The organism is Echinicola arenosa, from assembly GCF_014841125.1.
Lineage (GTDB): Bacteria > Bacteroidota > Bacteroidia > Cytophagales > Cyclobacteriaceae > Echinicola > Echinicola arenosa.
In genome coordinates, this window is record NZ_JACYTQ010000004.1 from 42,100 (window position 1) to 67,140 (window position 25,041).

Here is a 25,041-nt window from a genome sequence, read left to right on the forward strand (position 1 = left end):
GTGCCGCTGTTGATAGCCAGTGCCTTGATGCAGGGATCGGTTGGCTATCAGTTGAATTTCGATTAAATCAATATTAATTGTACGATGAAACCGAGCATTAAAAGAATGTAATTCATAAGGATAATTATGAAGTGGGAGGTTTCATGTGACAGTTGAAACAAATTATTAACACATGAAATATAGAATAGAAAAAGACACCATGGGTCCGGTGGAAGTCCCTGCGGACAAATACTGGGGTGCCCAGACCCAAAGATCCATCAACAACTTTAAGATTGGTGGTGAACGTAACCGAATGCCTTTGGAGATCACGCATGCTTTTGCCATTTTGAAAAAATCAGCGGCCTTAACCAATGCTGCCTTGGGAGTTCTGGCACAAGAAAAAGCCGATACCATTGCCAAAGTTTGTGATGAGATTTTGGAAGGTAAGCTGGATGATCAATTCCCATTGGTGATCTGGCAGACGGGTTCTGGTACCCAATCCAATATGAATGCCAATGAAGTGATTGCTTACAGAGGCCATGTGCTGAATGGCGGTACTTTGGAAGACGAGAAGAAAACCATCCACCCAAATGATGATGTGAACAAATCTCAATCTTCTAATGATACTTTCCCTACTGCCATGCATATCGCTGCCTATAAGATGGTGGTGGAGACTACCATTCCGGGAGTGGAAAAGTTGAGAGATACCTTGAAGAGTAAATCAGTGCAATTCATGGATGTGGTGAAAATTGGTAGGACTCATTTTATGGATGCCACTCCTTTAACCTTAGGGCAAGAGTTCTCCGGGTATGTTGCTCAACTTGATCATGGGGTGAGAGCCTTGAAAAATACTTTGGCCCACCTTTCTGAGTTGGCTTTGGGGGGTACTGCTGTAGGTACCGGTCTGAATACTCCAAAGGGCTATGCAGAGTTGGTCGCTGAAAAAATTGCAGAGTTTTCAGGTCAACCATTTATCACTGCTCCAAACAAATTTGAATCATTGGCAGCGCATGATGCCATTGTGGAAACTCACGGAGCCTTGAAGCAATTGGCCGTTAGCTTGATGAAGATAGCTAATGACATTAGAATGCTTTCTTCTGGCCCTAGGTCTGGAATTGGTGAAATTCTTATTCCAGAAAATGAGCCAGGTTCTTCCATCATGCCGGGCAAGGTAAATCCTACCCAAGCGGAAGCTATGACCATGGTTTGTGCCCAAGTGATAGGGAACGATACGGCAGTTTCTGTCGGTGGTTCTAACGGTCATTTTGAACTAAATGTGTTCAAACCGATGATGATCCACAACCTACTGACATCTGCTAGATTGTTGGGTGATGCATGTGTTTCTTTCCATGATAATTGTGTGATTGGTATTGAGCCAAACAGGCCATTTATCAAGAAGCATTTGGAGAATTCTTTGATGTTGGTGACCGCCTTGAATACACACATCGGTTATGAAAATGCTGCGGCAATTGCCAAGAAGGCGCATAAAGAGGGGACAAGCCTTCGTGAAGCAGCCATTGCATTGGGTTTGTTGACTGATGAGCAGTTTGATGAATGGGTGAAGCCGGAAGATATGATTGGGAGTTTAAAGTAATCCTAAAGTTTTAGGATTGAATATTATCTCCAAAGACGGATGTTTTAACTTTATTTTATCCAAATTTTAAAAGGGGAAGTATATTTCGTATTTTACACGGGATATGCTTCTCTTTTTTTGTTTAAACTAAAATATAACTGGAGAATATGATTTCGAAATACTTTGTAGGATCATGCTTGATGGTGGCATTGATGGTGTCTGGAATGAATGCAGCTTGGGCACAACTTTCCAAAGATGAAAAGAAGGCCTTGAAAAAGGAACTTAAACGCATGACTCCAGAGCAGTTGCGTCAAATGCAGGAAATGCAGCAATCTCAAAAAGTGAGCATCATGGAACTTGAAAAGGAAAACAAGCAGCTCCAGGAGGAAGTGATCAGCAAGTCGGAAGATTTGGAAATTCTTCAAAAACGTCATGAGGAGTTAGAAGAAAAATATACCGGCGCCATGATGGAAGATGCCCATGAAGAATTGCATGGCGAAGCTCCTGCCAAGCTTACGGGCAAATGGAGTGAAGGAGTCGTTTTTCGGGTTCAGATAGGTGCTTTGACGAAGGAGGAATATGGTCAGGAAATACCCTCGGGATTTAGCATGGACGTAGAGGAAAAGGATAATCTGAAACGAATGCTTTTGGGATATTATCGTGACTATGACGAGGCAAATACTTTTAAAAAACTAATGAGAAAACTTGGAATCCGAACCGCATGGATTGTCCCTTATAAAGATGGTAAAAGGGTGCCGCTCAAAGAAGTTTTGGGTACCGTAGTGGATTGATTTTCCTGCTTTTATTTATTCTTTTACTTCATAGCCGTTTTCTTTCAATTCTTGGGCTGTCATTTCGATCAGGTTCACCTGCATGGTGACATCTTCGTAAGGCGTGTCCGTAGAGTCGGTTGGGACATGGGCGATGGCATCCAACACATCCAGTCCCTTAAAAACCTGCCCGAAAATAGTGTAATTCCCATCAAGCCTTTCAATGCCGTTTTTGTCATGGACAATATATAGCTGACAACCGGCAGATAGTTTTTCAGGGTTATCATCACGACCAGCCCCCACTGCTCCATAAACGTGCTTGATGTTATTGTCAAATTCAGGATTCAACAAATAAGGAGAGTCGCTAAAACCTTCAGGTGTATCTGGGCAACCTCCCTGGATAACAAATCCTTCGATTACCCGATTAAAAGTCAAGGAGTCCCAATAATGGGCTTTGGCCAATTCGATAAAGCTTTCTTTGTGAATAGGAGTTTCTTCATAAAGCCAAAAAAGCATCTCACCCTTAGGCGTGATGATCTGTCCAATGGGGTAGGTTTTGTCTGTCCTAGTATGACAAGAAGCCACAGAAAAGACCAACGTGAGAAGGATGAGAAGCTTTTTCATAGAATAAAGAGTTTGTTAACTTAATGGTAAATTAATCACTCTTAAAGAAATAAAAACAATTAGTTAATGGTATATCTCATTATTCGCCAGAACCGAAGATTTTTTTCCTAAATGCTGTAAAAAAGCCTCCGACAGCCAAAGCAATTACTTTCCAGAATTTTAGCAATAGGACAAAAAAACCAGTTTTTGCCAACATTTTTCCAGCGATGAGCCCACCGATGCCATAAGCTGCAATTTCATCCACTTCTGGATTGAAATCACCATAACGATAACCATCGTTAAATTCCACGCTTGCCAAAATATCATTGATGTCTTGCTTCACGATGGGGAGAGCCTCCATATTACTGATAGCATTCATATTTAGGTATCCTTTTCTGCCTAAGATCCTGATGTTATAATTGAGTGTATTTATTTCTTGCTCACCAAACTTCAGTTCTTTTGCCCAATGAAGCTTTTTTGATTTATAATCATAAAATGGCTCGGAAGCCCATCCCACCAGTTCAATTTTTTCATATCCTTCTTCAATTCTGTAAGAATTGGCTTCATCAGTGTCCGATTGCATTTCTTCCAGCAAGTCATCGTAATCAATTTCTTGGGCATCTTCATCATCAATATAACCTTCTTCGGCATAATTGATCTCTACGGCATAGGTAAAATCGTCACTCATTGGATCAATATCTTCAGGAAATAATAGGCCTAAAACTTCTTCTGGTGGATTTCCCCACAGCTCTGTCAATACGTAGCTACTTTGTTCCGTATCAAGATATTTGTATCCCTTAGGAACCTGCAAAGTGGCAATATTATCGCCCAATATAATTGTGCCGTATTGGTAGGTAAATGAACTGTTTATGCTGTCAACCAAGGCGAAGTATTCTTCATCACTAAGTTCCTCTTCTTGAGCGTGTATTTGGCCAATAATACCAATAAGAAATAAATGGAAAACGAGTAATTTCTTAATCATAATAAGTAGTGTGAAATAAAAATTTGTAAAAATGAACAGGCAATTATATGAAAAATTAGGTTGATAAATAGTGACAAACAGTAAAATTATGGCATAAAGTAACGATAATGAAGAGTATTTGATGTGGGTAATGCCCTTTAATGTATAAATCTTTACATCATTTTAAGATGTTGAGTTCATAGCCTTAAACACAACCACTTAGAGCTTTTGGGTAAGTAAGGGTTAAATAATTGCAAATTTTTTTAATAAAGAAGCGGTTTAGTTTAGTAATTTAGGCGGCATGGAGTTTAGGTGGGAAATAAAAAGTAAAGCAGATCAAGAAACCGTTCAATCCCTTAGCAGCGAAATCAATGTAAATCCGACATTGGCTAATTTATTGGCCAATCGAGAAGTGGGTGATTTTCAGCAGGCCAAAGATTTTTTTAGGCCGGATTTAGATAAGATCCATTCGCCATTCCTGATGAAGGACATGGACAAGGCGGTTGATAGGCTTGTGGAGGCAGTGAATAAAGAGGAGAAAATCTTGGTCTACGGAGATTATGATGTTGATGGAACCACTTCTGTGGCACTTTTTTATGGGTTTTTAAAGGAGTTTTATCCCCATGTGGATTTTTATATTCCTGATCGATACCAAGAAGGATATGGTGTGTCGGAGAAAGGAGTACTCTTTGCTGCTGAAAATGATTTTAAGTTGATCGTTTCCTTGGATTGTGGTATTAAGGCCTTGGAAAAAATTGATTTGGCCAATAGCCTTGGACTGGATTTTATCATTTGTGATCACCATACTCCGGGAGAGGTGCTTCCAGCGGCTTTGGCTGTTTTGGATCCCAAAAGACTGGATTGTGAGTATCCTTATAAAGAACTCAGTGGATGTGGTGTAGGTTTCAAATTGATTCAAGCTTTTACAGAGCGTACAGGTAAAAATGCCAGTCACCTTTTTGGCTTGTTGGATTTGGTGGCGGTAAGTATAGCGGCAGATATTGTTCCCATCACTGGTGAAAATAGAATTTTGGCGCATTATGGTCTGGAGCGTTTGAACAATAATCCAAGACCAGGCTTGATGGCATTGATACTCGCAGGCAAAGGCCAAAGAAGTCTTAATGAATTACAGGAAAACCGACAATTGCTCCAAAGGGAAATGTTGCAGCTGAAGTCGGATAAGGACATTGAAATTTCTGATATTGTTTTCCGGATAGGCCCTAGGATCAATGCTTCTGGAAGACTGGAACATGCAAAAGCCTCTGTGGAGCTGTTGATTTCCAAAGACATCATGGATGCCCTTCAGCGGGCAGAGCTGGTGGAAGATGTCAATGCAGCCAGAAAAAACTTTGATGAGAATATCACTAAAGAAGCCATTCAGATGATTGAGGACCGTGAGCAGTTGAAGCCTTATAAAAGTACGGTGCTGTACAAGGAAGATTGGCACAAAGGGGTCATCGGGATTGTGGCATCGCGCTGTATTGAGCAGTTTTATCGGCCCACGATCATTTTGACCGAATCTAACAATAAAGCAACTGGCAGTGCAAGGTCAGTTTATGATTTTGACATCTATGAAGCGATAAGCGAATGCAGCGACTTGCTTGAACAATTTGGGGGACATAAGTATGCTGCGGGCCTGACCATGGAGCTGGATAAAGTGCCAGCCTTTCAGGATAAATTTGAAGAAGTGGTGAGTCGGAGAATTTCTGAGATCCATACCAAGCCCGTGTTGGAGATTGACGATGAGTTGGAGCTGGATCAGATTAATTATAAATTCTATAATATTTTGCGTCAAATGGCACCTTTTGGCCCTGGGAATCCAGAGCCTATATTTTGTGCCAATCAAGTTTATGCACAAAATATCAAAGTACTAAAAGATAAACACCTGAAGTTTGAAATCGTACAAGATGGTCAAGTGACTACTCCAGTATGTATTGCTTTTGGCTTTGCTACTTACTATGAAATGTTGAGAAGCAAAATGCGTTTCAATATTGCGTTTGAAGTAAGGGAAAATACCTTTCGCAATACTAGTAGTTTACAGTTGTACGTAAAGGATATAAAATTCGATTGAGATGAAACTTAGAGGAGAAAACCTGATCAAGATATACAAAGGCCGAAAAGTAGTTAATAATATTTCTGTAGAGGTGGAGCAGGGGGAGATTGTAGGGCTCTTGGGACCCAATGGAGCGGGAAAGACAACTTCATTTTATATGATCGTAGGTTTGATCAAACCCAACAGTGGAACGGTATTTTTAGATCAGGAGGACATTACTCCTTTGCCAATGTATCGAAGGGCAAAGCGTGGAATTGGTTATTTGGCCCAGGAAGCTTCCGTGTTCAGGAAATTGTCTGTGGAAGAAAACATCATGGCTGTGCTGGAGATGACCAAGCTTTCCAAAGTTGCCCAAAGGGAAAAAATGGAAGAGCTTCTGGAGGAATTTAGCCTTACGCATGTTCGTAAAAATCTTGGCATGGTTCTTTCTGGTGGAGAAAGAAGGAGAACTGAAATAGCTCGGGCTTTGGCAGTGGATCCCAAGTTTGTGTTATTGGATGAACCCTTTGCAGGGGTAGATCCCATTGCAGTGGAAGAAATCCAATCCATTGTAGCGAAATTAAAAAATAAAAATATTGGTATCTTGATTACCGACCACAACGTAAACGAAACCCTTTCAATAACCGACCGTGCTTACCTGATGTTTGAGGGTAAGTTGCTCAAAGCGGGAACTGCTGAAGAACTAGCAGCCGATGAGCAGGTTCGGAAGGTTTACCTTGGTAAACATTTTGAGCTGAAACGTAAGATTTAAATTTATGGATGTACTGAATACTTTTATGACCTGGATTTTCAAAATCCGGATCGGTCAGATTGATAACTTCAAGGAAAACCCGATTGAAGTTCAACAAGACATTTTTTTTGACCTTATAAAAACAGCAAGAAAAACCCAGTTTGGAAAGAAGTATGGGTTTTCTGATGTCAAATCTCATAGGGATTTTATTAATCAAGTTCCCATTCATGATTATGAACAAATGCAGCCTTATATCGAACAGACGATGAGAGGTGAGCAGAATGTAATATGGCCCACAGACATCAATTGGTTTTCCAAGTCTTCAGGTACCACGGGCAGCAGGAGTAAATTCATCCCTGTTTCTCAAGAATCACTAGAAGATTGCCACTTCAAAGGAGGCAAGGATATGCTCTCACTTTATGTAAATAATTATCCCGATAGTAAGCTCTTTACAGGAAAAAGTCTGGCCATAGGGGGGAGTAGTGAGGTAAATAAGTTGGATGTCAACCAGAATAGTTATTATGGAGATGTGTCGGCGGTGATTATGCGGAATTTGCCCATGTGGGCCCAACTGGCAAAAACACCAAGCTTGGAGACAGCGCTGATGAGTGAGTGGGAAGAAAAAATCGAAAAGATGGCCCATGAAACAATGGAGGAAAATGTGGTCAGTATCTCGGGCGTTCCCACTTGGACCATTGTTTTGTTGCAGCGAATCATGGAATTGACGAATTCGAAGAACATTCTTGAGGTGTGGCCGAATTTGGAGGTTTTCTTCCATGGCGCAGTGGCTTTTGGTCCTTACAGGAAATTGTTTCAGGAGCTGATTCCTTCTGATAAGATGCATTACATGGAAACGTATAATGCCTCAGAGGGATTTTTCGGGATTCAGGATCAAAAGAATTCTGATGAGCTTTTGTTGATGTTGGATTATGGGATTTATTATGAGTTTATCCCCATGGAAGAATGGGACCGGGAAGATCCCAAAGTGATTCCTTTGGAAGACGTTGAGTTGGGCAAAAACTATGCGTTGTTGATCAGCACCAATGGAGGGCTGTGGCGCTATAAGATTGGCGATACGGTAAAATTCACTTCTATCAGGCCATATCGCATCAAAATATCTGGAAGGACAAAACACTTTATCAATGCATTTGGGGAAGAAGTGATTGTGGAGAATGCCGAAAAAGCGATTGAGGTAGCTGCTGATGCCACAAACTCCATCATTGTCAACTTTACAGCTGCTCCCGTTTATTTTGATAGCTCGGATAGCAAAGGTGCACATGAATGGGTGATTGAATTCAGCAAGCAACCTGATGACAAGTCGCTATTTATAGAAAAGCTGGATGCAACCTTGCGCGAGATCAATTCCGATTATGATGCCAAACGCTATAAAGACATGGCTTTGGACAAGCCCAGGATTCATTTTGCCCAAGAAGGGCTTTTTGAACAATGGATGAAATCCAGGGGCAAACTGGGCGGACAAAATAAGGTCCCTAGGTTGGCCAACAACCGGGAATACATTGATGGAATTATTGAAATGATAGGGTGATTTAAAAGTAAAAAGGAGACAGAAATAATATTCTGCCTCCTTTTTTTGTCCCATGTGCTGAATTTTACTTTAATCTATTTAAGTAGCGGAAAAACTCACTATCCGTGGAAAGGATAATGCTGGTGTTTTCATCCATGGACTTCTCAAAACTCTCCATGGTTCTTAGGAACTTATAAAGCTCTACTGCCTGTCGATTCTGATTATATGCCTCTGCATAGATAGCCGTTGCTTCAGCATCAGCGCGGCCTTTGATTTCTTCTGCTTCTCTAAAGGCTTCCGATTGTATTTGGGCGAGATCTCTTTCCTTGTCCCCTTGGATTTTACGTGCCTCCCCTTGACCTTCCGAACGGAATTGATCTGCAATTCTATTTCTTTCAGAAATCATTCGATCATATACTCTATCCCGAACTTCATTTACATAGTTCATGCGTTTGAACTTAAAATCCAAAACCCTCACTCCGAGGTCAGCTGTTCTTTCATTGGCCTTGGCCAAGACAATTTCTTCTATTTTAGCCCTGCCTACGGAAATTTCCTCCAGCACTTCCAATTCTTCCATAAAATCTTCTGTTACCTCCGGATCACGGTTGGTTGACCTTACCACATCCAAAAGGTTGTGACTGGCAATGGCGTTGCGGGTTTCTCCATCCAAAATGTCATCCAGTCTGGATTGGGCAGATCTCTCATCCCGAAGTCGGATAAAAAACTGCAGTGGATTGGTAATTTCCCACCTGGCATAAGTATCCACAAAGATGAATTTTTTGTCTTTGGTAGGTACTTGGTTTCTGTCTCCGTCCCATTCCAAATAACGCTTGTCAAAGAATTGTACCTTGTGCAGAAATGGTATTTTAAAATTTAGTCCTGGCGTAGTTCTTGGTTCCCCCACAGGCTTTCCAAATTGGGTGACAATGGCTTGTTGTGTCTCATCCAAAATATACACGGAGCCATTGATCGCGATGATAAGAACCAGTCCTAAAACGATATATAAAATTAACTTTCTGTTCATTTTTCAGTCCCTCCTTTCTTAGTGTCCAGATTTAAAAGAGGCAAAACATTATTGCCTTGTTCATCCACTATGACCTTATTGCCCAGCTTAGGAAGAATCTTTTCCATGGTTTCCAAATAGATCCTTTGCTTGGTGACCTCCGGTGCTTTGATGTACTCTTTGAAAAGTGAGTTGAATCGATCCGCTTCACCTTTGGCTCTGTTTACCCTGTTGAGGGCAAATGCTTCGGCGAGTTCAATGGTTTCTTGGGCCTCCCCCCTCGCGCGCGGGATGATTCGGTTGTAGTCTGCTTCAGCTTTATTGATAAGCGTTTCACGTTCCTGTTGTGCTTCATTTACGGCATTGAATGATGGTTTGACAGGATCTGGTGGATTGACATCCTGCAATACCACTTGATCGATCCGGATACCATTTTCATATTCATCACAATATTGCTGAAGTAAAGTTTCCACGCTGGAAGCAATTTCCTGCCTTCCCACTGTGATGACTTCGTTGACCGTTCGGTCTCCTACGATTTGCCGCATAGCCGCCTCAGCCATATCATGAAGTGTTTTGTCAGCGTTTCTTACTTTAAAAAGATATTTGTAGGAGTCACTGATTCGATATTGGACTACCCATTCCACATCCGTGAGGTTGAGGTCACCTGTAAGCATGGTGGATTCATCCCGATAGCCATCTTTGACATAATCAGAGCGAGTACCTGCCGAGGAAGTTCTAAATCCAAATTCCTGCTTCAGCTGCCTTTGGACAGGGATTTTGTATATCTTTTCAATTCCGAAAGGAAGAATGAAATTAAGGCCCGGTTGTACGGTTCTATTGTATTTTCCCATTTGGACTACTACACCTTCTTCTTCTGGCCCCACCGTATATATCGCACTGAATGCCGCATAGAGTATGATAAGTCCCAAGATTATTTTCCTGAGGTATTTTTTAATCCAACTAGGATCTATATTGACATCAAAGTTTCTATTTGCCATAGAATTAAAAGTTTGGTTGTTTAAGAATTGAAGTTTGAAAAAAATATTGGAATAAGCACAGTAAATGGTAAAAAATGCTAGAATGCTATGGAAAAGAGGATGAAAAGCAACAGCCAAATGAAGTCCACAAAATGCCAGTAAGTAATAAACAGTTTTAGCTTCATCTTTACAAAAGGGTTGGTGATGAAAACCAAGTCTTTGACGGGGTCTAAGACGGATTGATGCACTTCCCAAAGTAGTACGATCACAAAGATCAAAACACCCAAAAGGTGTAAAATATGAATGCCTGTCAATACAAATAAATAACTACCACTGGGAATCCCTGCAAAATCAATCCCTTGTTGGTTCAGGTCACTCCAGCCCCAGAATTGTAGGGCAGTGAATAGAAGCCCCAAGCTGAATATCACCCAAAGAAAGCGCTCAAGGTGATAGGGTCTTCCTTTGTGATAGAAATGAATCAATCTATTGATCAAAAAGCTGGAGGCTACTAAAACAAAAGTGCTGAGCCAAAATGGTGTGGGCAATTGATATCCCTCAAGGTTATTTTGAGGATAAAAAGAGGAGAGAAAAGCTATGGTAAGAAATAGGAAAATCAATCCACTTCCTACCATACCCAAGTAAACAATGGTCTGATAAGGGTGCATTTTTTCCATTTTCTGGACCCAGCCATGATCTGTCTTTGTTTTCATATATACCATACTATCTCCAACGCTCTTATGGTTTTCATTACTATGGCTTAATAACCTTATTTGGGTGTTTTTGGTTGCAAGATCTGGAAGAATGAAAGTATTATCTTATTTGCCTAGTGACTTCAGGTGTTACATTTCCATAAAGAGGCTTCTTTTTCCTAACTTGCGGAAGTTAAAGCATTACTCAAGAAGAAAGTAAGATTTTGGATAAAAAAGCATTTCTCACTCTTTACGAACAAGATTCTTATATAAAGACTGTTGCAACCACCATCCTAGGTGGCAAGGAAAAAAGGTTTCAGTTAAAAGGAATTTCAGGAAGTATGGATATGGTGCTGGTGGCCACTTTTGCAAAGCTGCAAAAAGGCACCCAGCTGATCATTGCGCACGACAAGGAAGAGGCGGCTTATCTTGCCAGTGACTTGCAGGCTTTATTGGGTGGGAAAGAAGTTTTGTTGTTCCCCTCCAGTTATAAGCGGCCATATCATTACGATGAAGTGGAAAATGCCAATGTGCTGATGAGGGCTGAAATCCTGAACAAAGTATTGTCCAAGGAAAAGGAGCAGGAGATCATTGTTACCTATCCTGAGGCACTTTATGAAAAGGTAATCAATAAGAAATCCCTTAAGGACAATACCTTCACGGCCAAGGTGGGAGAAAAGGTCGATACGGAATTTATTGCAGAACTGCTGGCTACCTATGATTTTGAAAAGACAGATTTTGTTTATGAACCCGGTCAATTTGCCATCAGGGGAGGGATTATAGATGTATTTTCCTATTCCAATGAACAGCCGTACAGGATAGAACTTTTCGGGAAAGAAATTGAGAGCATCAGGACTTTTGATGCTGAAACACAGCTATCGGTGGAGCAGCTTTCCCAGATCAGTATCATCCCCAATGTCCAGACTAAGCTGATGCAGGAGGTGAGGCAGCCCTTTGTGGAATTCCTTCCTGAAAGTGCCTTGATTTGGTTCAAGGACACCCAACTTACTTATGATGTGCTGGACGATAACTTTGACAAGGCCAGTCAGAAATTTGATCAGATAGTTGGGCAAACCGGCAATAAAGAATTGCTTCTGAAGCCCGAGGGTTTATTTGATAATGGAGCCAGCTTCTCGAAGTCAGCTGAAAAATTCACACAACTAGAATTTGGCAATCAGTTTCACTTAAAGGGTGCCCAAAGTTTTGAGTTTGACATCAAACCACAGCCTTCTTTCAATAAGAAGTTTGATATGCTGGTGGAAAACTTGGTCGATAATGAGCGCAAAGGTTTATTAAACATTATCTGTTCAGAGAGTGAAAAACAGGTAGAGCGACTTCAAAATATTTTTCAAGAGCTAGATCCTACGCTGAAAGTCCAGTCAATGCCCATCAGTTTGAGAGAAGGTTTTTTGGATCACTCTGTGAGGATAGCCTGCTATACAGATCATCAAATATTTGAACGTTTTCACCGCTATAAATCGAACCAAAAGGCCAGCAAAACCAAGGCCCTTACTTTAAAAGAACTGAAAACCCTTCAGCCTGGAGATTACGTTGTTCACGTGGATTATGGAGTGGGTCGTTTTGCGGGATTAGAGAAAGTGGAAGTCAATGACAACCTTCAGGAAGCGGTTAGGTTGGTGTTTAGGGACGATGATTTGCTTTATGTGAACATCCATTCCTTGCATAAGATTTCCAAGTATTCTGGACAAGAGGGTACTATGCCGTCTATGTCTAAGTTGGGCTCTCCTGAGTGGGAAAACAAAAAGAAGAAGGTAAAGCGGAAGGTCAAGGATATTGCCAAAGACCTGATTTCATTGTATGCCAAAAGGAAGAATGCTCCAGGCTATAAATATTCCCCGGACAGTGTTCTTCAAGTGGAGCTAGAAAGTTCATTTATTTATGAAGACACCCCAGATCAAGCTTCTGCTACTGGTGATGTGAAAGATGATATGGAAAAGCCCTATCCAATGGACAGGTTGGTTTGTGGTGATGTTGGTTTTGGAAAAACCGAAGTGGCCATTCGGGCAGCATTCAAGGCTATCAATGACAGGAAGCAGGTGGCAGTTTTGGTGCCTACTACCATTTTGGCCATGCAGCATTACCAGACATTTAAAGAGCGGTTGGGTGATTTTCCTGTAAAAGTGGACTATATCAACCGTTTCAGAACGACCAAACAAGTCAAAGAAATTACGCAACAGGTAACTTCTGGTGAGATAGATATTTTGGTTGGCACGCATAGGATTGTGAATAAAGATATCAAGTTCAAGGATCTAGGTTTATTGATCATTGATGAAGAGCAAAAGTTCGGGGTAAAAGTAAAGGACCAACTGAAAGAACTTCGGGTCAATGTGGATGTATTGACTTTAACTGCGACGCCTATTCCGAGGACCCTTCACTTTTCTCTCATGGGAGCGAGAGACCTTTCGGTGATTGCTACCCCGCCACCCAACCGCCAGCCAGTAACCACAGAGATTCACAGCTTCGAAGAAGAAGTGATCAGGGATGCTGTTTCTAATGAACTAAGACGCGGGGGACAGGTTTTCTTCGTACATAATAGAGTGGGGGAAATTGACAGCATTGCTAACTTAATAATGAGACTGGTACCAGATGCAAAAGTCATTGGGGCTCATGGCCAGATGGACGGGCGGCAATTGGAGAAAGTGATGGTCAGCTTTATTGAAGGTGAATATGATGTGTTGGTTTCGACCAATATCATTGAGTCAGGTTTGGATATACCCAATGCCAACACGATCATCATCAACAGGGCCCATATGTTTGGTTTGAGTGATTTGCACCAGATGCGCGGAAGAGTGGGAAGGAGCAATAAAAAAGCTTATTGCTATCTATTGACATCTCCTATGTCTGGTCTAACAGCAGAGGCAAGAAAGAGGTTACAAACTTTGGAGGAATTTTCTGATCTGGGAGATGGTTTTAAAGTGGCCATGCGGGATTTGGATATCAGAGGAGCGGGGAATCTATTGGGCGCAGAGCAAAGCGGATTTATAACTGATCTGGGTTTTGAGATGTATCATAAAATTCTGGATGAGGCGGTTCAGGAGTTAAAGGAAAATGAATTTGCAGCCCTGTTTGAGGAAGACCTGAAGGAAAAGGTAGAGATTTTGGTACAGGATTGTGTTATTGAAACTGATATGGAATTGTTGATTCCTGAAGATTATGTGACCAATATTTCGGAAAGGTTGAGTTTGTATTCCAAGCTAGACAATATTAAGACAGAAGAAGAGCTTGAGAAATTTGCTGCGTCAGTACTGGATCGATTTGGACCGATACCAGAGGTAGTTACAGCTTTGTTTGAAACGGTTCGGTTACGTTGGTTGGCGGAGAAGCTAGGTTTTGAAAAGTTGGTTTTGAAAAGCGGATTGATGAAATGTTACTTTGTACCGAGCACAAGGGAAAGTTATTTTAGATCGCCAATTTTCGGAAATATCATTAAGTTTATTCAGGTGCATGGTAAATATTGCAAAATAAAAGAACACAAAAATCGTTTAATTCTTACGATAAGTGGTGTCAAATCAGTGGATAAGGCGAAGTCTTGGTTGGGAGATATGAGTAAATAGAATTTGCTTTTATCTTTTCAAATACTTTATTTGTTGTGCTTTTTCAGATGTTCTTTTATATTGAAAGGGAATGGCTTAAAGTAGTCATGGAGTATAAAAAGTATTGTGATAAGTCATTATTGATTATATATTAGCATTATATTTAGGTAGGGTAAAAACAAACCATAGCATGGTGAAAATCAATAAAAATCTAAATTCTGTAGTTGGTGCATTTTTGGTGTTATCAATGGCATTTATGGCCTCTTGTGCGAAAAACAGTGGGCCAACGTACGGAAGAAGGACTGCCGGTGATCCCGGTAAAGTCAGTGCTTCCACTGGGGCGGAATTCAATTTTGACCTTGAAGACACGACTCAGTTTACTGTGGTCAAGTTAAAAGATCAGGTGGTTGGTCCTAAATTAAAATACATACAAGGTGGACGTGCTGTCTTGGGAACCCAAGAGCAGGATGTGATGGCTTTTCGGGATAATGTCGAAAGGACTGTTACTGTGGCTTCGTTCTATATGGATGAGACAGAAGTGACCAATGTGGATTACAAAGAATTCCTTTTCAATATGAGAAGTCGCGTAAGTGCGGATTCTATCAGAAAATTGGAGCCAAGGGAGGATGTATGGAAAGAGGCTCTTTCTTATAATGATGTTTATTCCACTTATTATTTCAGACACCCAGGGTTTAACTTTTACCCTGTAGCTGGAGTGACTTGGAATCAAGCTAACGCTTATGCCACATGGAGAACTATCTATGTCAATGAGCTTTATAGAAAAGAGAATGAACTGGACTCCACCATGAGCAAAAACATGCTGATAGAGCGTGGTGTTGTTTTGCCCAATTATCGTTTACCGAATGAGGCAGAATGGGAATATGCAGCCAAGGCAATGATTGGAACCCAGTATTTGGATGAAAATCAAGAAAATGGCCGTATTTACCCTTGGGACGGCAGAGGTGTTAGAAATCCTTACGATGTAAAAAGAAAATCCCGTCAAGGAGATTATTTGTCCAACTTTAAGCGTGGACGCGGTGATTATGCAGGTATTGCTGGAGGTATCTCCAATGATGGAGAGATCATTCCTGCCAACGTATACGAATTTCCTCCAAATGATTTCGGTTTGTACAACATGTCTGGTAACATGAATGAGTGGGTTGAAGATGTTTATCGTCCACTTTCATATCAGGACTTTGAGGACTTGAACCCTGTTAGAAGAGACGGTACCAATGATGAAGCTGAATCTTATGGTACTACTTTGATTGATGACAATTACCGCGTGTATAAAGGTGGTTCTTGGAAAGATGTAGCCTATTGGTTATCTCCGGGAACCAGAAGGTTTATGCATCAGGATTCTGCTACTAACAGCATTGGATTTAGATGTGCCATGATCTCCGTAGGGGCAGATGATAGATAATCAATAAGATATTTTAACGTCATAAAGGCCAGATTTCTCTGGCCTTTTCTTTTTTGAAATCATTTTGCCGTTTATCATTTTTTAGAGAGGCTTATCTACTTGAAAGTAGATCGAAAATTGAATTTTTGTAATTTCAGGAGGTAAACAACTAAGAATATGATCCAAAAATTTTACTTATTTCAGAGAGCTTCGTGTCTATTGGTGACAATGTTGCTTTCCGTGGGCTGCTTGAAAGCTCAAGAGCATTCTGGTTATAAATTACCGCCAAAGGAGATACTGGAGCTGGTGGATGCGCCTACTACCCCTTCTGTTTATTTTAGCAAGAAAGGCGACTTGATGCTGATTCTAGAGCGACCGGGTTACAAATCCATCGAAGAAGTTTCACAGCCAGAATTGAGGATTGGTGGAATCCGTATCAATCCAGTGACCAATGGACCAAGCAGGTCGTCGAGTTACAGTGGCATAAAGGTAAAAGCAGTTGGAAAGGGTACAGAGACTGCTATAAAAGGCTTACCAGAAAATGTAAAGATAGACGGTGTTAGTTGGTCTGATGATGAAAAGTATTTGGCCATTAGTGTTGTGGGCAAGGCAGGTATTAGCCTTTGGATAGCTGATTTGGAAACAATGGAAGCCAAGCCGCTTACAGGTGAGATGCTAAATGAAGTATATGGCAATTCTTATACTTGGTTGCCGAACAATAGCTTATTGATCAAAGCAGTGAACCCGAACAGAGGCTCTCAGCCTAAAAAGCCAATTGTTCCTGCTGGGCCTATAATTCAAGAAACTTCAGGCAATGCGGCGCCAAGCAGAACCTATCAGGATCTTTTGGAAAATGAATATGATGAAAGACTCTTTGCTTACTTTATGGATTCGCAGTTGATGATCGTGGATTTAGAAGGAGGAATGAAGCCTTTGGGTACGCCCAATATGATTAAATCCATGGAATTGTCACCGGACGGGAGCTATGTATTGGTAGAGATGATCCAAAAACCTTTTTCATATTTAGTACCAGCCTCTAGGTTTCCTTATGATGTGGAGACTTGGAGTATTGATGGAAGTAGTAAAAAGACGATCGCAGAAATACCTTTAGATGAAGAAAGGCCAACAGGTTTTGATGCCACGGTTACCGGACCAAGGAATATTTCATGGAGAAGGGACGAGCCGGCCACATTATATTGGGCGGAAGCTCAAGATGGTGGAGATCCAAAAATGGAAATGGAGGAAAGAGATGTCGTTTATACTTTGAAAGCGCCATTTACTGGTGAAAAAAAGAAACTAGCTTCTACCAGCCTAAGGTTTGGTGGAATCAGTTGGTCTGATGATGATTTTGCGATATTGAATGAAAGATGGTTTGCAAGTAGACAAGAGAAACGTTCTTTGATCAATCCTAGTAATCCGGATACAGGGCAGAAAGTGATCATTGAAAGGAGTTATTCAGACATTTATAATGATCCGGGAGATCCTGTTTACACCACCAATGAATTCGGTGAATATGTTTTGCTTAGAAAGGGCGATAAGATTTTTATGACCAGCGAAGGTGGTTCACCAGAAGGAAGCATGCCTTTCCTCTCCACTTTTGATGTAAAAAATAAGGAGCAGGAGATTCTTTGGAGATGTCAAGCTCCTTATTATGAGCAAGTAGTGAAAGTGTTGGATGATAAGGGTCAAACTTTTGTTACCAGTAAGCAAAGCACTGATATCCAACCAAACTATTGGCTGGTCAATACCAAAAAGAGAATAGCTCCTATTCAGCTGACTTATTTTGAAGACCCTTATCCTTCTCTGAAGGGTATCCAGAAAGAGTTGGTGACTTATGAGCGTAATGATGGCTTGAATCTCTCTGCCACCATTTATACACCTAAGGGCTATGATCCTGAAAAGGATGGTCCTTTACCGGTATTGATGTGGGCCTATCCGAGAGAATATAAATCCAAAGAAGTAGCCGCGCAGGTAAGAGGTTCAAAATATGAGTTTACCCGCTTATATTGGGGAACACCACTATATTGGGTGACTCAGGGGTATGCGATCATGGACCGTACAGAGATGCCCATTGTGGGAGAAGGTGACCAAGAACCCAATGACTTCTTTATTGAACAGTTGGTGGCGAATGCGGAAGCGGCCATAGATTATATTGTAGAACGAGGAATTGGTGATCGAGAACGAATTGCGGTGGGAGGACATTCATATGGAGCTTTTATGACTGCCAACTTACTTTCTCACAGCGACTTGTTTGCGGCAGGAATTGCCCGAAGTGGGGCTTATAACCGAACTTTGACACCTTTTGGTTTCCAATATGAGCAGCGTACTTATTGGGAAGCGCCAGATGTGTATTTTAATATGTCTCCGTTTATGCATGCTGATAAAGTCAAAACACCAATTCTTTTGATCCATGGGGTAGCGGACAATAATTCCGGTACTTTTCCAATCCAGTCAGAGCGTTACTATAATGCCTTGAAAGGTCACGGGGCAACGGCAAGATTGGTTTTCTTGCCTAATGAGAGCCATGGCTATGCTGGTCGGGAGTCGATATTGCACACACTTTATGAGATGAACGAATGGTTGGATAAATGGGTGAAAAATAAAGATTCTGAATAAGTTATCGCCAGTTTTGAGCATTAATTAAATTATAGAAATAAATATGTTGAAAATCCCACAAGATGGTATCTGTGGGATTTTTTTGTAAATTACTTGTAATGAATGGATAGCAAACTTCATGGTACTTGGTGGATTATGAAGAATTTAAATTTATTTTTGCAAGTGATTCGCTTTAAACACTTAAGTGTGGTATGAAAAAAACTCTACTGTTATTTTTGACACTGATAATTTGCCATTGTTCTTTTTCACAAAGTTGGAGACGCGTTGGAAGTTGGGGAAATGAGCTCACTGATATCCATTGGGTCAATGATGACGTGGCTTATATTTCAGGAGATCAGATTATTCTTAAGACCGTGGATGGAGGGGAGAATTGGGTAGAGCAAGAAGCACCTCTTGATGCAAAGATTCTGACCTTGGACTTTTTTGATCACAACAATGGGATAATGGTTGGAGAAGGAGGCTTGATTTTCAAGACCAACAATGGTGGAGATTCATGGAATATTGTAAACTCAGGTATTTCAGAGGACCTTTATTCTGTTAAATTTATTAGTCAAAATAAAGTATGGGTTGCAGGAGAAGCTGGGCAGTTATTGGTTTCAGAAAATGGTGGAAATACATGGACAAAGCAAAATGTAGGAACAACTGCTTCTTTGAATTCCATTTGTTTTGTGAATGCAGACTCCGGGTATATCGCAACTTCAGCTGCCAAAATCCTAAAAACCACCAATGGTGGAAAAAGCTGGCAAAGCATAAGCACCCCTGTGAGCTTTCCGCTAAATGACGTGCATTTTTCTAATGATACGACAGGATACACTGTCGGTGATAAGGGAACGATCTTAAAAACTATTGATGCGGGACTGTCCTGGGCATATATCCAAAGCGGAACCAACTATGATTATCACCGAGTAGCTTTTAATGAAAGTAATGCCAATATCGGTATAATTGGTGGAGAAGGAGGAATTGTTTTATATACCAATAATGCTGGGCTAACTTTTGTGGAGAGGACCAGCCGAACCACTGAAGATATAGCTGGGATTGATTATAAGTTAAGTTCCAATACAGTTTTTGCCGTGGCCAATAGTGGTGTGCTGATTTCTTCCACTAATTCTGGCAGCTCTTGGTCCCTTCGGATGTCTGGTCGAAATAATCATTTTTCAGCTATTGATTTTGTCACAGATGTCAGAGGCTATATAGCTGGCGAGGAAGCCCTGATCCTATTGACAACCAATGGAGGTACTTCCTTTACGGACCGCTCAAGACCCTTGGATGTGGATTTTTACGATATTGAGTTTGAAACTGCAGCATTTGGTTATGTGGTGGGTGATGGAGGTACTATTTTAAACACAACCAATTCAGGCGGCTCTTGGACAGCTTTAAACCCTAATACAGAAAAGAACTTGTATGGTCTCCACTTTTTTGATACAGATGTAGGCTATATAGTCGGTGAGGGTGGTTACATTGCTAAAACGGAAAATAGAGGTGTAAATTGGGAGACCATTCAGGAAGGAACAGGAAGTGTCAATTTTAAGGATGTCAATTTTTTTAACGACCAAATAGGTTTGATCATCGGGGAGCAGGGTAAGCTTTTTAGAACCACTGGTAATGATGTTTGGGAAGAGATTTCTTTAGCTGAATCCAATGATTTAAATAGCTTGGTGGTTTTGGATGAGGGAACTGCCCTGGTAGTTGGAAATTCAGGCGTTCTTTACAAGACTTCTGATGCAGGGGTTAATTGGGAAAAGCTGAATACCATTTTTAACAGTGATTTTAAAGACATTGACTTTTTGGATGGTGAGGTTGGTTTTATTGTGGGAGATAAGGGCTTGATTATTCAGACCATGGATCAAGGCCTTTCGTGGGAGCAGGTTTCTACCAACACTTTTCAGGATTTTATGGCCATCAGCTTTGGAGATATCAATACAGGATATGCAGTTGGCGAAAATGGTATTTTCTATCAATATAGCTGTTTATTGCCAGAGGCTACCAGTGGTATTTTTGGCTTGGATAATATTTGCATGAGCCAGCAAATCTACACTATCCAAGATGAAGCAGTAGGTGATTTGAGTTTTGAGTGGCGAGTAGATGGTGGACGGATCATTCAAGGGCAAGGCAGCAATAGGATTATCGTGGAGTGGAATACTCCTGGGAGAAATGCGGTTCTGGTACAGGGACAAAATGTTTGTGGCAAAGGTCCTACCACTGCTTTGGAGGTATTAGTTTCAGAAGAGCCTATGCAGCTTGTGGAGGTAATTGGTGATGGAGTGGCCTGTTATGGGAGTACACAGCTTTTTGAAGTGGATTCTGTTGCTGGAACAGAATACGTTTGGGAGGTTACTGGAGGAGCGATTCAATCTGGACAAGGTACCGCACATATCATGGTGGATTGGACAGAGTTGGGAGAACAACATCTTACCGTGTTTGCTAGAAACGCTTGTGGACAAGGACCTGATTTAAACAAATCCATTACCGTGATCCAATCCCCTGAGCAGCCTGGGGTAATACAAGGGGCAGTTCAAGTGGGGCTGGTGGAAGAAACTTATGAGGTGCCAGCTGTATCAGGTATCAACTACCAGTGGGAAACTGGAGGTGGAGGAAATATCATCAGTGGTCAAGGCACCAGTAGCGTTGTAGTGAGTTGGGAGAAAGAAGGTGATTTTGAACTGAAAGTGACTCCTATGAATGCCTGTAATGAAGGACAAGGTCAGAGCCTAAATGTAAATGTCAATTTAATCACTGCGATAGAAAATGAAGAGGGAAATCCCAATGTAAAAATCTATCCGAATCCATCAGAAGGAGATATCCACATTTCGGTGAAAGGAATAGGTGATGTCAAGGAAATCAGGGTGTTGAACTCTCTTGGTCAAAATTTACAGAAAATTAGTCCTGGTTTCGGAATATTTGATTTTGATATACAGAATTTGCCAAAAGGAGTGCTGTTTGTTGTGGTTGAATCAAGCGTGGGAAAAACAGTGGATAAAGTGTGGATAAAATAATGTTTTTCTGATCAAAATATGCGCGTAAGTATATTTTAAATCACCATGGAATATTCAGTCTAAGAAGACTATTTTAAAATAAATAGTAAATCAGTTCCACCTCAAACAAAAGCCCCAAACCATTTATGGTTTGGGGCTTTTGTAATGGATTAATTCTTACTTAGTGATTTCCTGAATAGGCTGGCCAGAGGCGCCGTTAGGAATCCTGATATTCAATAGCATAGAAACCGTTGGAGCAATGTCTGTGATTGTACAGTACCTGGTGCTGGTTCCAGCTTCCACATTCCAACCGTAAAATAAAATAGGAACATGCGTGTCATAAATGTAACCAGTACCATGGGTAGTACCTCGGGAAGAGTTGGTCAGCCAAGCTGGTTCCATAACCAATAGTACATCTCCTGAAGCTTTATGGTTAAAACCCATTTGAAGCAAATGCTTTCTGCCTTCAGTATATTCATTGCTTTTCATATCGGCAGCGGTGTACGCTTCTTTGATACCATCGAATTTTAGCATGAAGTCAGCAATTTCACGTTGAACTTTTGAGAGCTCAAACCCTTTTTCTTCTAGTAACTCTCTATTTAGAAAGATTTGCTCATTGGAAGTGTTTAATATCCAATTGCCTTCACCATAATGCTCTCTAGTGAATCCTTTCAATTGGGTCAAAGCAAACCTGGTGTCAAAGCTACCTGTAGGAACCTCAATGCTTTTCATATAATTGACCACTTCGGCCACTGCATGGTCAGCGGTTAGGAAAACCAAGTATCCTCCTTTACCATACTCCTTATCCAAATAGTCAAAGAATTTTTCGAGGCCTTGATCGAGTCTTAAATAGGTGTCTTCCAATTCGATAGAAGTAGGTCCAAATCGATGTCCCACATAATCGGTAGAAGAGAAACTTACAGCCAAGAAGTCAGTATCGTCACCTTTGCCTAGTTTTTCTCCCTCAATAGCGGCCATGGCCATGTCCAAAGTAAGGTCATTGCCAAATGGTGTGGATGCAATCATTCCAAGACCGTCATTGTCTTCCATAAGTTCTTTTAAGTCGTATGGGAAGTCAGTGGTTTCCCTACCAATAAATGGAGATTCAAAATCATTGTTGTCCTCAACGCTTTGGATATAGGTTTTGATATTGTAAAGAGGCTTCCATGGTTTGGACAAGTATTTTTGAGCTAGTTTTTTATTGTTGAACTTTTTCACCCAGTCAGGTAGCTCTTCCTTGTAATAAGTAGAGGTCATAAACCCACCAGTTTCCTTATCATACCAATAGGCATCTCCTAGGTGGCCTGCAGGAAGCGCTGCACCACGATCTTTGATCGCTACACCCACTACTTTTGAGCGTTGGTTAGTGGAGAACTTAAGCTCATCGGTAATGGTGGTGGTCAAAAGGTTCCTTGGGGAAACATTGCCGTTTTTTTCGGCTCCACCTACGGCTGTCACGGTGCTGTCACCGGCGCAGTATATGGATTTTCCCAATTTTCTGACATACCAGTTGTTGCTAATGATTCCATGTGTAGCAGGTGTGGTGCCGGTATAAACTGATGAGTGGCCCGGTCCTGTATAAGTAGGGATGTAGTTATAATGACCATTTTTCATCATAAAGCCTTCATGCATCAAACGCTTGAACCCGCCTTCCGTGTATCGGTCGTGAAATTTGTGCAGGTATTCATAACGCATTTGATCAACTACAATGCCTACCACCAATTTTGGTTTATTGGAATTTTGAGCAATGCTGGTACTGAGTGAGGCCAGCAATATCAAGCTGGCGAGAAAAATCTTTTTCATTATAATAGGTCCATTTTTATTGACAAATATAGGGATTACCGTCATTTTGAATGTAATCTTATTATGAAGTATCTAAATGAAAGGCCCAGAGCGAGATAACTGGTGGAAATCATTGAAGAACGGTTGTCTAAGGTAAAGAAATTTACATTTATGTAAAAACGATTGTAAATTCCCTCTTCAATAATCAAATTGAAAAAAATCAAAACATGAAATATTATAAAATTATAATGGTGCTACTGGTTTTCGGAGTGATTTCACAGTGGACAAATGCCCAATCCTATTTTGATGATGGGTTAGGAAAAGATTTTCACCAGGCTAGAAGGGAGGCAGTCAGAAACATGATGCCGGAGAATTCCGTGGCGGTTTTTTTTACCTCTCCCGTAAAAAACCGATCGAATGATGTGGATTTTGAATATCATCCGAATACTGATTTTTTTTACTTGACAGGTTATAGGGAGCCTAATTCGGTATTGCTGATTTTTAGTGAGGAAGTTGAAATGGGCGCTGAGATGGTTGATGAGGTGATTTATGTGCAGCCAAGGGATGAAAATGCCGAGATGTGGAATGGGAAGCGCTTAGGTACCGAAGGAGTGAAAGAAAAATTGGGTTTTGACCATGTTTATTTAAATGAAGATTTTGTATCTGATCCTAAGGTAGACTTTGACAGATTTGATAAAATCCTATCCTTTAGTCTTTCTGATGGAATAGAGGAAAGTTCTACCAATAAAAGCATGATGGCTATGCGTGAAAGCTTCAAAGCCATGACGCAGTATCCAGCACAAATGTCCGAGGTAACCAATAAGATGTATGAATTGATCAGGGCAACTGATTTGGAAAATTCAGCCAATGTTGCCCAAGTGATAGGCAGGTACAGAAAGTATTACCCTGAGGTTGAAAACGATAATGTGTTGATGGAGTTTGCCAATGCAGAATCTCCAGAAAAGCGTATGGAAGTGGTGGAAAAGCTGCCAAGCAGTAAACTGAATATTTCAGCTTTACCAGAAATGATGAATGCATTGAGGGGAGTTAAAACAGTAGAGGAAATAGAGATGCTAAGAAAGGCTATTAGGATTTCTGCCATTGGACAAATAGAAGTGATGAAAGCACTTCAGCCTGGAATTTCAGAGAGAGAGGTACAAGGGATTCATGAGTTTGTGTATAAGAGGTATGGTGCAGAAGCGGTAGGATATCCTTCTATAGTAGGTGCTGGGAAGAATGGTTGTATTCTTCATTATATTTCCAATGATTTGAGAAACCCTGATAAGCGTTTGATGCTTATGGATCTTGGGGCAGAGTGGAGAGGTTACACGGCCGATGTGACGCGTACGATTCCTATCAATGGAAAGTTTACTGAGGAGGAAAGAGCGATTTATGATTTGGTATACAAGGCACAGGATGAGGCCATAAAAATGTGCAAGCCAGGAACTGAGTTTGGTGAAGTAGGAAAGGTTGCCCAAAGGATCATTAACGAAGGTTTGGCTGAATTGGGAATCATAGTGCGTGGTCAGCGTCACCGTTATTTTCCGCACGGAACCAGTCATCATTTAGGACTTGATGTGCATGATCGCGGTGGGTACGGAAAATTGGAAGCAGGTATGGTGATTACCGTGGAACCTGGTATCTATATTCCAGAAGGAAGTGACTGTGACCCTAAGTGGTGGAACATTGCTGTAAGAATAGAAGATGATGTCTTGATCACTGAAAGTGGATTTGAAAACCTATCTGCTGAAGCTCCTAGAAGTAGCGACGATGTGGAGGCAATGATGGCCAAGCCAAGTGTATTGGAAAATTGGGTTTTACCAGAATTATAAAAAAGCTATCTGATTATCCGCAA

The 25,041-nt window shown here is 41.0% G+C and carries 16 protein-coding genes; 10 read left to right on the forward strand and 6 right to left on the reverse strand.

The genetic code is table 11. The features are described from left to right. Positions 1-172: 172 nt before the first annotated feature. Positions 173-1,573 (forward strand): class II fumarate hydratase, encoded by a 1,401-nt coding sequence (gene fumC, locus IFO69_RS12465; RefSeq protein WP_192010452.1) that lies wholly within the window; start codon positions 173-175, stop codon positions 1,571-1,573. Between the two features lie 146 nt (positions 1,574-1,719). After that, a complete protein-coding gene (locus IFO69_RS12470) occupies positions 1,720-2,343 on the forward strand; it encodes an SPOR domain-containing protein (protein WP_192010453.1) in 624 nt (207 codons plus the stop codon). A 15-nt stretch (positions 2,344-2,358) separates the two neighbouring features. Here IFO69_RS12470 and IFO69_RS12475 read toward each other — a convergent pair whose 3' ends face one another. Both IFO69_RS12475 and IFO69_RS12480 read right to left on the reverse strand, forming a co-directional pair. Next, complete coding sequence (locus IFO69_RS12475; protein ID WP_192010454.1) at positions 2,359-2,946, reverse strand: peptidylprolyl isomerase; 588 nt, start codon at positions 2,944-2,946, stop codon at positions 2,359-2,361. Positions 2,947-3,025: 79 nt separating this feature from the next. Continuing rightward, positions 3,026-3,907 carry a DUF2167 domain-containing protein gene (locus tag IFO69_RS12480; RefSeq protein WP_192010455.1) on the reverse strand — a complete coding sequence of 294 codons (882 nt, stop codon included), beginning with the start codon at positions 3,905-3,907 and terminating at the stop codon, positions 3,026-3,028. Between the two features lie 280 nt (positions 3,908-4,187). Between IFO69_RS12480 and IFO69_RS12485 the strand changes: the two genes are divergently transcribed. The 3 genes from IFO69_RS12485 to IFO69_RS12495 are packed head-to-tail and all read left to right on the forward strand — an operon-like array spanning position 4,188 to position 8,215. Beyond that, entirely contained in the window at positions 4,188-5,957 is a 1,770-nt protein-coding gene (locus tag IFO69_RS12485) for a single-stranded-DNA-specific exonuclease RecJ (protein ID WP_192010456.1), read from the forward strand. 1 nt (position 5,958) lies between these two features. Then, entirely contained in the window at positions 5,959-6,690 is a 732-nt protein-coding gene (gene lptB, locus IFO69_RS12490) for an LPS export ABC transporter ATP-binding protein (RefSeq protein WP_192010457.1), read from the forward strand. Positions 6,691-6,694: 4 nt separating this feature from the next. Next, positions 6,695-8,215, forward strand: a complete 1,521-nt coding sequence (locus IFO69_RS12495; RefSeq protein ID WP_192010458.1) for a GH3 auxin-responsive promoter family protein — start codon at positions 6,695-6,697, stop codon at positions 8,213-8,215. A gap of 64 nt (positions 8,216-8,279) precedes the next feature. Here the strand turns inward: IFO69_RS12495 and hflC are convergent, their stop codons facing one another. From hflC to IFO69_RS12510, 3 genes are all read right to left on the reverse strand, one after another. Next, positions 8,280-9,218: a protease modulator HflC gene (gene hflC, locus IFO69_RS12500; RefSeq protein WP_192010459.1), complete on the reverse strand. Its 939-nt coding sequence runs from the start codon at positions 9,216-9,218 to the stop codon at positions 8,280-8,282. After that, the gene (gene hflK, locus IFO69_RS12505) at positions 9,215-10,195 is read right to left on the reverse strand and encodes an FtsH protease activity modulator HflK (RefSeq protein ID WP_192010460.1); all 981 of its coding nucleotides are present in this window, start codon (positions 10,193-10,195) and stop codon (positions 9,215-9,217) included. Before hflK ends, hflC begins: the two co-directional genes overlap by 4 nt. A gap of 77 nt (positions 10,196-10,272) precedes the next feature. Beyond that, the gene (locus IFO69_RS12510) at positions 10,273-10,884 is read right to left on the reverse strand and encodes a cytochrome c oxidase subunit 3 (protein ID WP_192010461.1); all 612 of its coding nucleotides are present in this window, start codon (positions 10,882-10,884) and stop codon (positions 10,273-10,275) included. A 203-nt stretch (positions 10,885-11,087) separates the two neighbouring features. Between IFO69_RS12510 and mfd the strand changes: the two genes are divergently transcribed. The 4 genes from mfd to IFO69_RS12530 all read left to right on the forward strand — a co-directional run bounded on the left by mfd (position 11,088) and on the right by IFO69_RS12530 (position 21,425). Then, the gene (mfd, locus tag IFO69_RS12515) at positions 11,088-14,438 is read left to right on the forward strand and encodes a transcription-repair coupling factor (RefSeq protein WP_192010462.1); all 3,351 of its coding nucleotides are present in this window, start codon (positions 11,088-11,090) and stop codon (positions 14,436-14,438) included. 169 nt (positions 14,439-14,607) lie between these two features. Beyond that, the gene (gldJ, locus tag IFO69_RS12520) at positions 14,608-15,837 is read left to right on the forward strand and encodes a gliding motility lipoprotein GldJ (protein ID WP_192010463.1); all 1,230 of its coding nucleotides are present in this window, start codon (positions 14,608-14,610) and stop codon (positions 15,835-15,837) included. Positions 15,838-16,044: 207 nt separating this feature from the next. Continuing rightward, positions 16,045-18,432, forward strand: coding sequence for an alpha/beta hydrolase family protein (locus tag IFO69_RS12525; RefSeq protein WP_225444141.1), 2,388 nt, complete (start codon positions 16,045-16,047; stop codon positions 18,430-18,432). Between the two features lie 191 nt (positions 18,433-18,623). Then, entirely contained in the window at positions 18,624-21,425 is a 2,802-nt protein-coding gene (locus IFO69_RS12530; RefSeq protein ID WP_192010465.1) for a YCF48-related protein, read from the forward strand. A 156-nt stretch (positions 21,426-21,581) separates the two neighbouring features. Here IFO69_RS12530 and pafA read toward each other — a convergent pair whose 3' ends face one another. Then, entirely contained in the window at positions 21,582-23,207 is a 1,626-nt protein-coding gene (gene pafA, locus IFO69_RS12535; protein ID WP_192010466.1) for an alkaline phosphatase PafA, read from the reverse strand. A gap of 206 nt (positions 23,208-23,413) precedes the next feature. On the opposite strand from pafA, the gene IFO69_RS12540 reads away from it, so the two are divergent. Further along, a complete protein-coding gene (locus IFO69_RS12540) occupies positions 23,414-25,018 on the forward strand; it encodes an aminopeptidase P N-terminal domain-containing protein (RefSeq protein WP_192010467.1) in 1,605 nt (534 codons plus the stop codon). The last annotated feature ends 23 nt before the right edge of the window (positions 25,019-25,041 follow it).

Bases quoted from the DNA above. Each gene is read 5' to 3' on its own strand.
- IFO69_RS12470 (WP_192010453.1), top strand. From the start codon at position 1,720: ATGATTTCGAAATACTTTGTAGGATCATGCTTGATGGTGGCATTGATG.
- lptB (WP_192010457.1), top strand. From the start codon at position 5,959: ATGAAACTTAGAGGAGAAAACCTGATCAAGATATACAAAGGCCGAAAA.
- IFO69_RS12475 (WP_192010454.1), bottom strand. From the start codon at position 2,946: ATGAAAAAGCTTCTCATCCTTCTCACGTTGGTCTTTTCTGTGGCTTCT.
- IFO69_RS12485 (WP_192010456.1), top strand. From the start codon at position 4,188: ATGGAGTTTAGGTGGGAAATAAAAAGTAAAGCAGATCAAGAAACCGTT.
- IFO69_RS12495 (WP_192010458.1), top strand. From the start codon at position 6,695: ATGGATGTACTGAATACTTTTATGACCTGGATTTTCAAAATCCGGATC.
- IFO69_RS12530 (WP_192010465.1), top strand. From the start codon at position 18,624: ATGAAAAAAACTCTACTGTTATTTTTGACACTGATAATTTGCCATTGT.
- IFO69_RS12540 (WP_192010467.1), top strand. From the start codon at position 23,414: ATGAAATATTATAAAATTATAATGGTGCTACTGGTTTTCGGAGTGATT.
- fumC (WP_192010452.1), top strand. From the start codon at position 173: ATGAAATATAGAATAGAAAAAGACACCATGGGTCCGGTGGAAGTCCCT.
- IFO69_RS12510 (WP_192010461.1), bottom strand. From the start codon at position 10,884: ATGAAAACAAAGACAGATCATGGCTGGGTCCAGAAAATGGAAAAAATG.
- hflC (WP_192010459.1), bottom strand. From the start codon at position 9,218: ATGAACAGAAAGTTAATTTTATATATCGTTTTAGGACTGGTTCTTATC.
- hflK (WP_192010460.1), bottom strand. From the start codon at position 10,195: ATGGCAAATAGAAACTTTGATGTCAATATAGATCCTAGTTGGATTAAA.
- pafA (WP_192010466.1), bottom strand. From the start codon at position 23,207: ATGAAAAAGATTTTTCTCGCCAGCTTGATATTGCTGGCCTCACTCAGT.
- IFO69_RS12525 (WP_225444141.1), top strand. From the start codon at position 16,045: ATGTTGCTTTCCGTGGGCTGCTTGAAAGCTCAAGAGCATTCTGGTTAT.
- IFO69_RS12480 (WP_192010455.1), bottom strand. From the start codon at position 3,907: ATGATTAAGAAATTACTCGTTTTCCATTTATTTCTTATTGGTATTATT.
- gldJ (WP_192010463.1), top strand. From the start codon at position 14,608: ATGGTGAAAATCAATAAAAATCTAAATTCTGTAGTTGGTGCATTTTTG.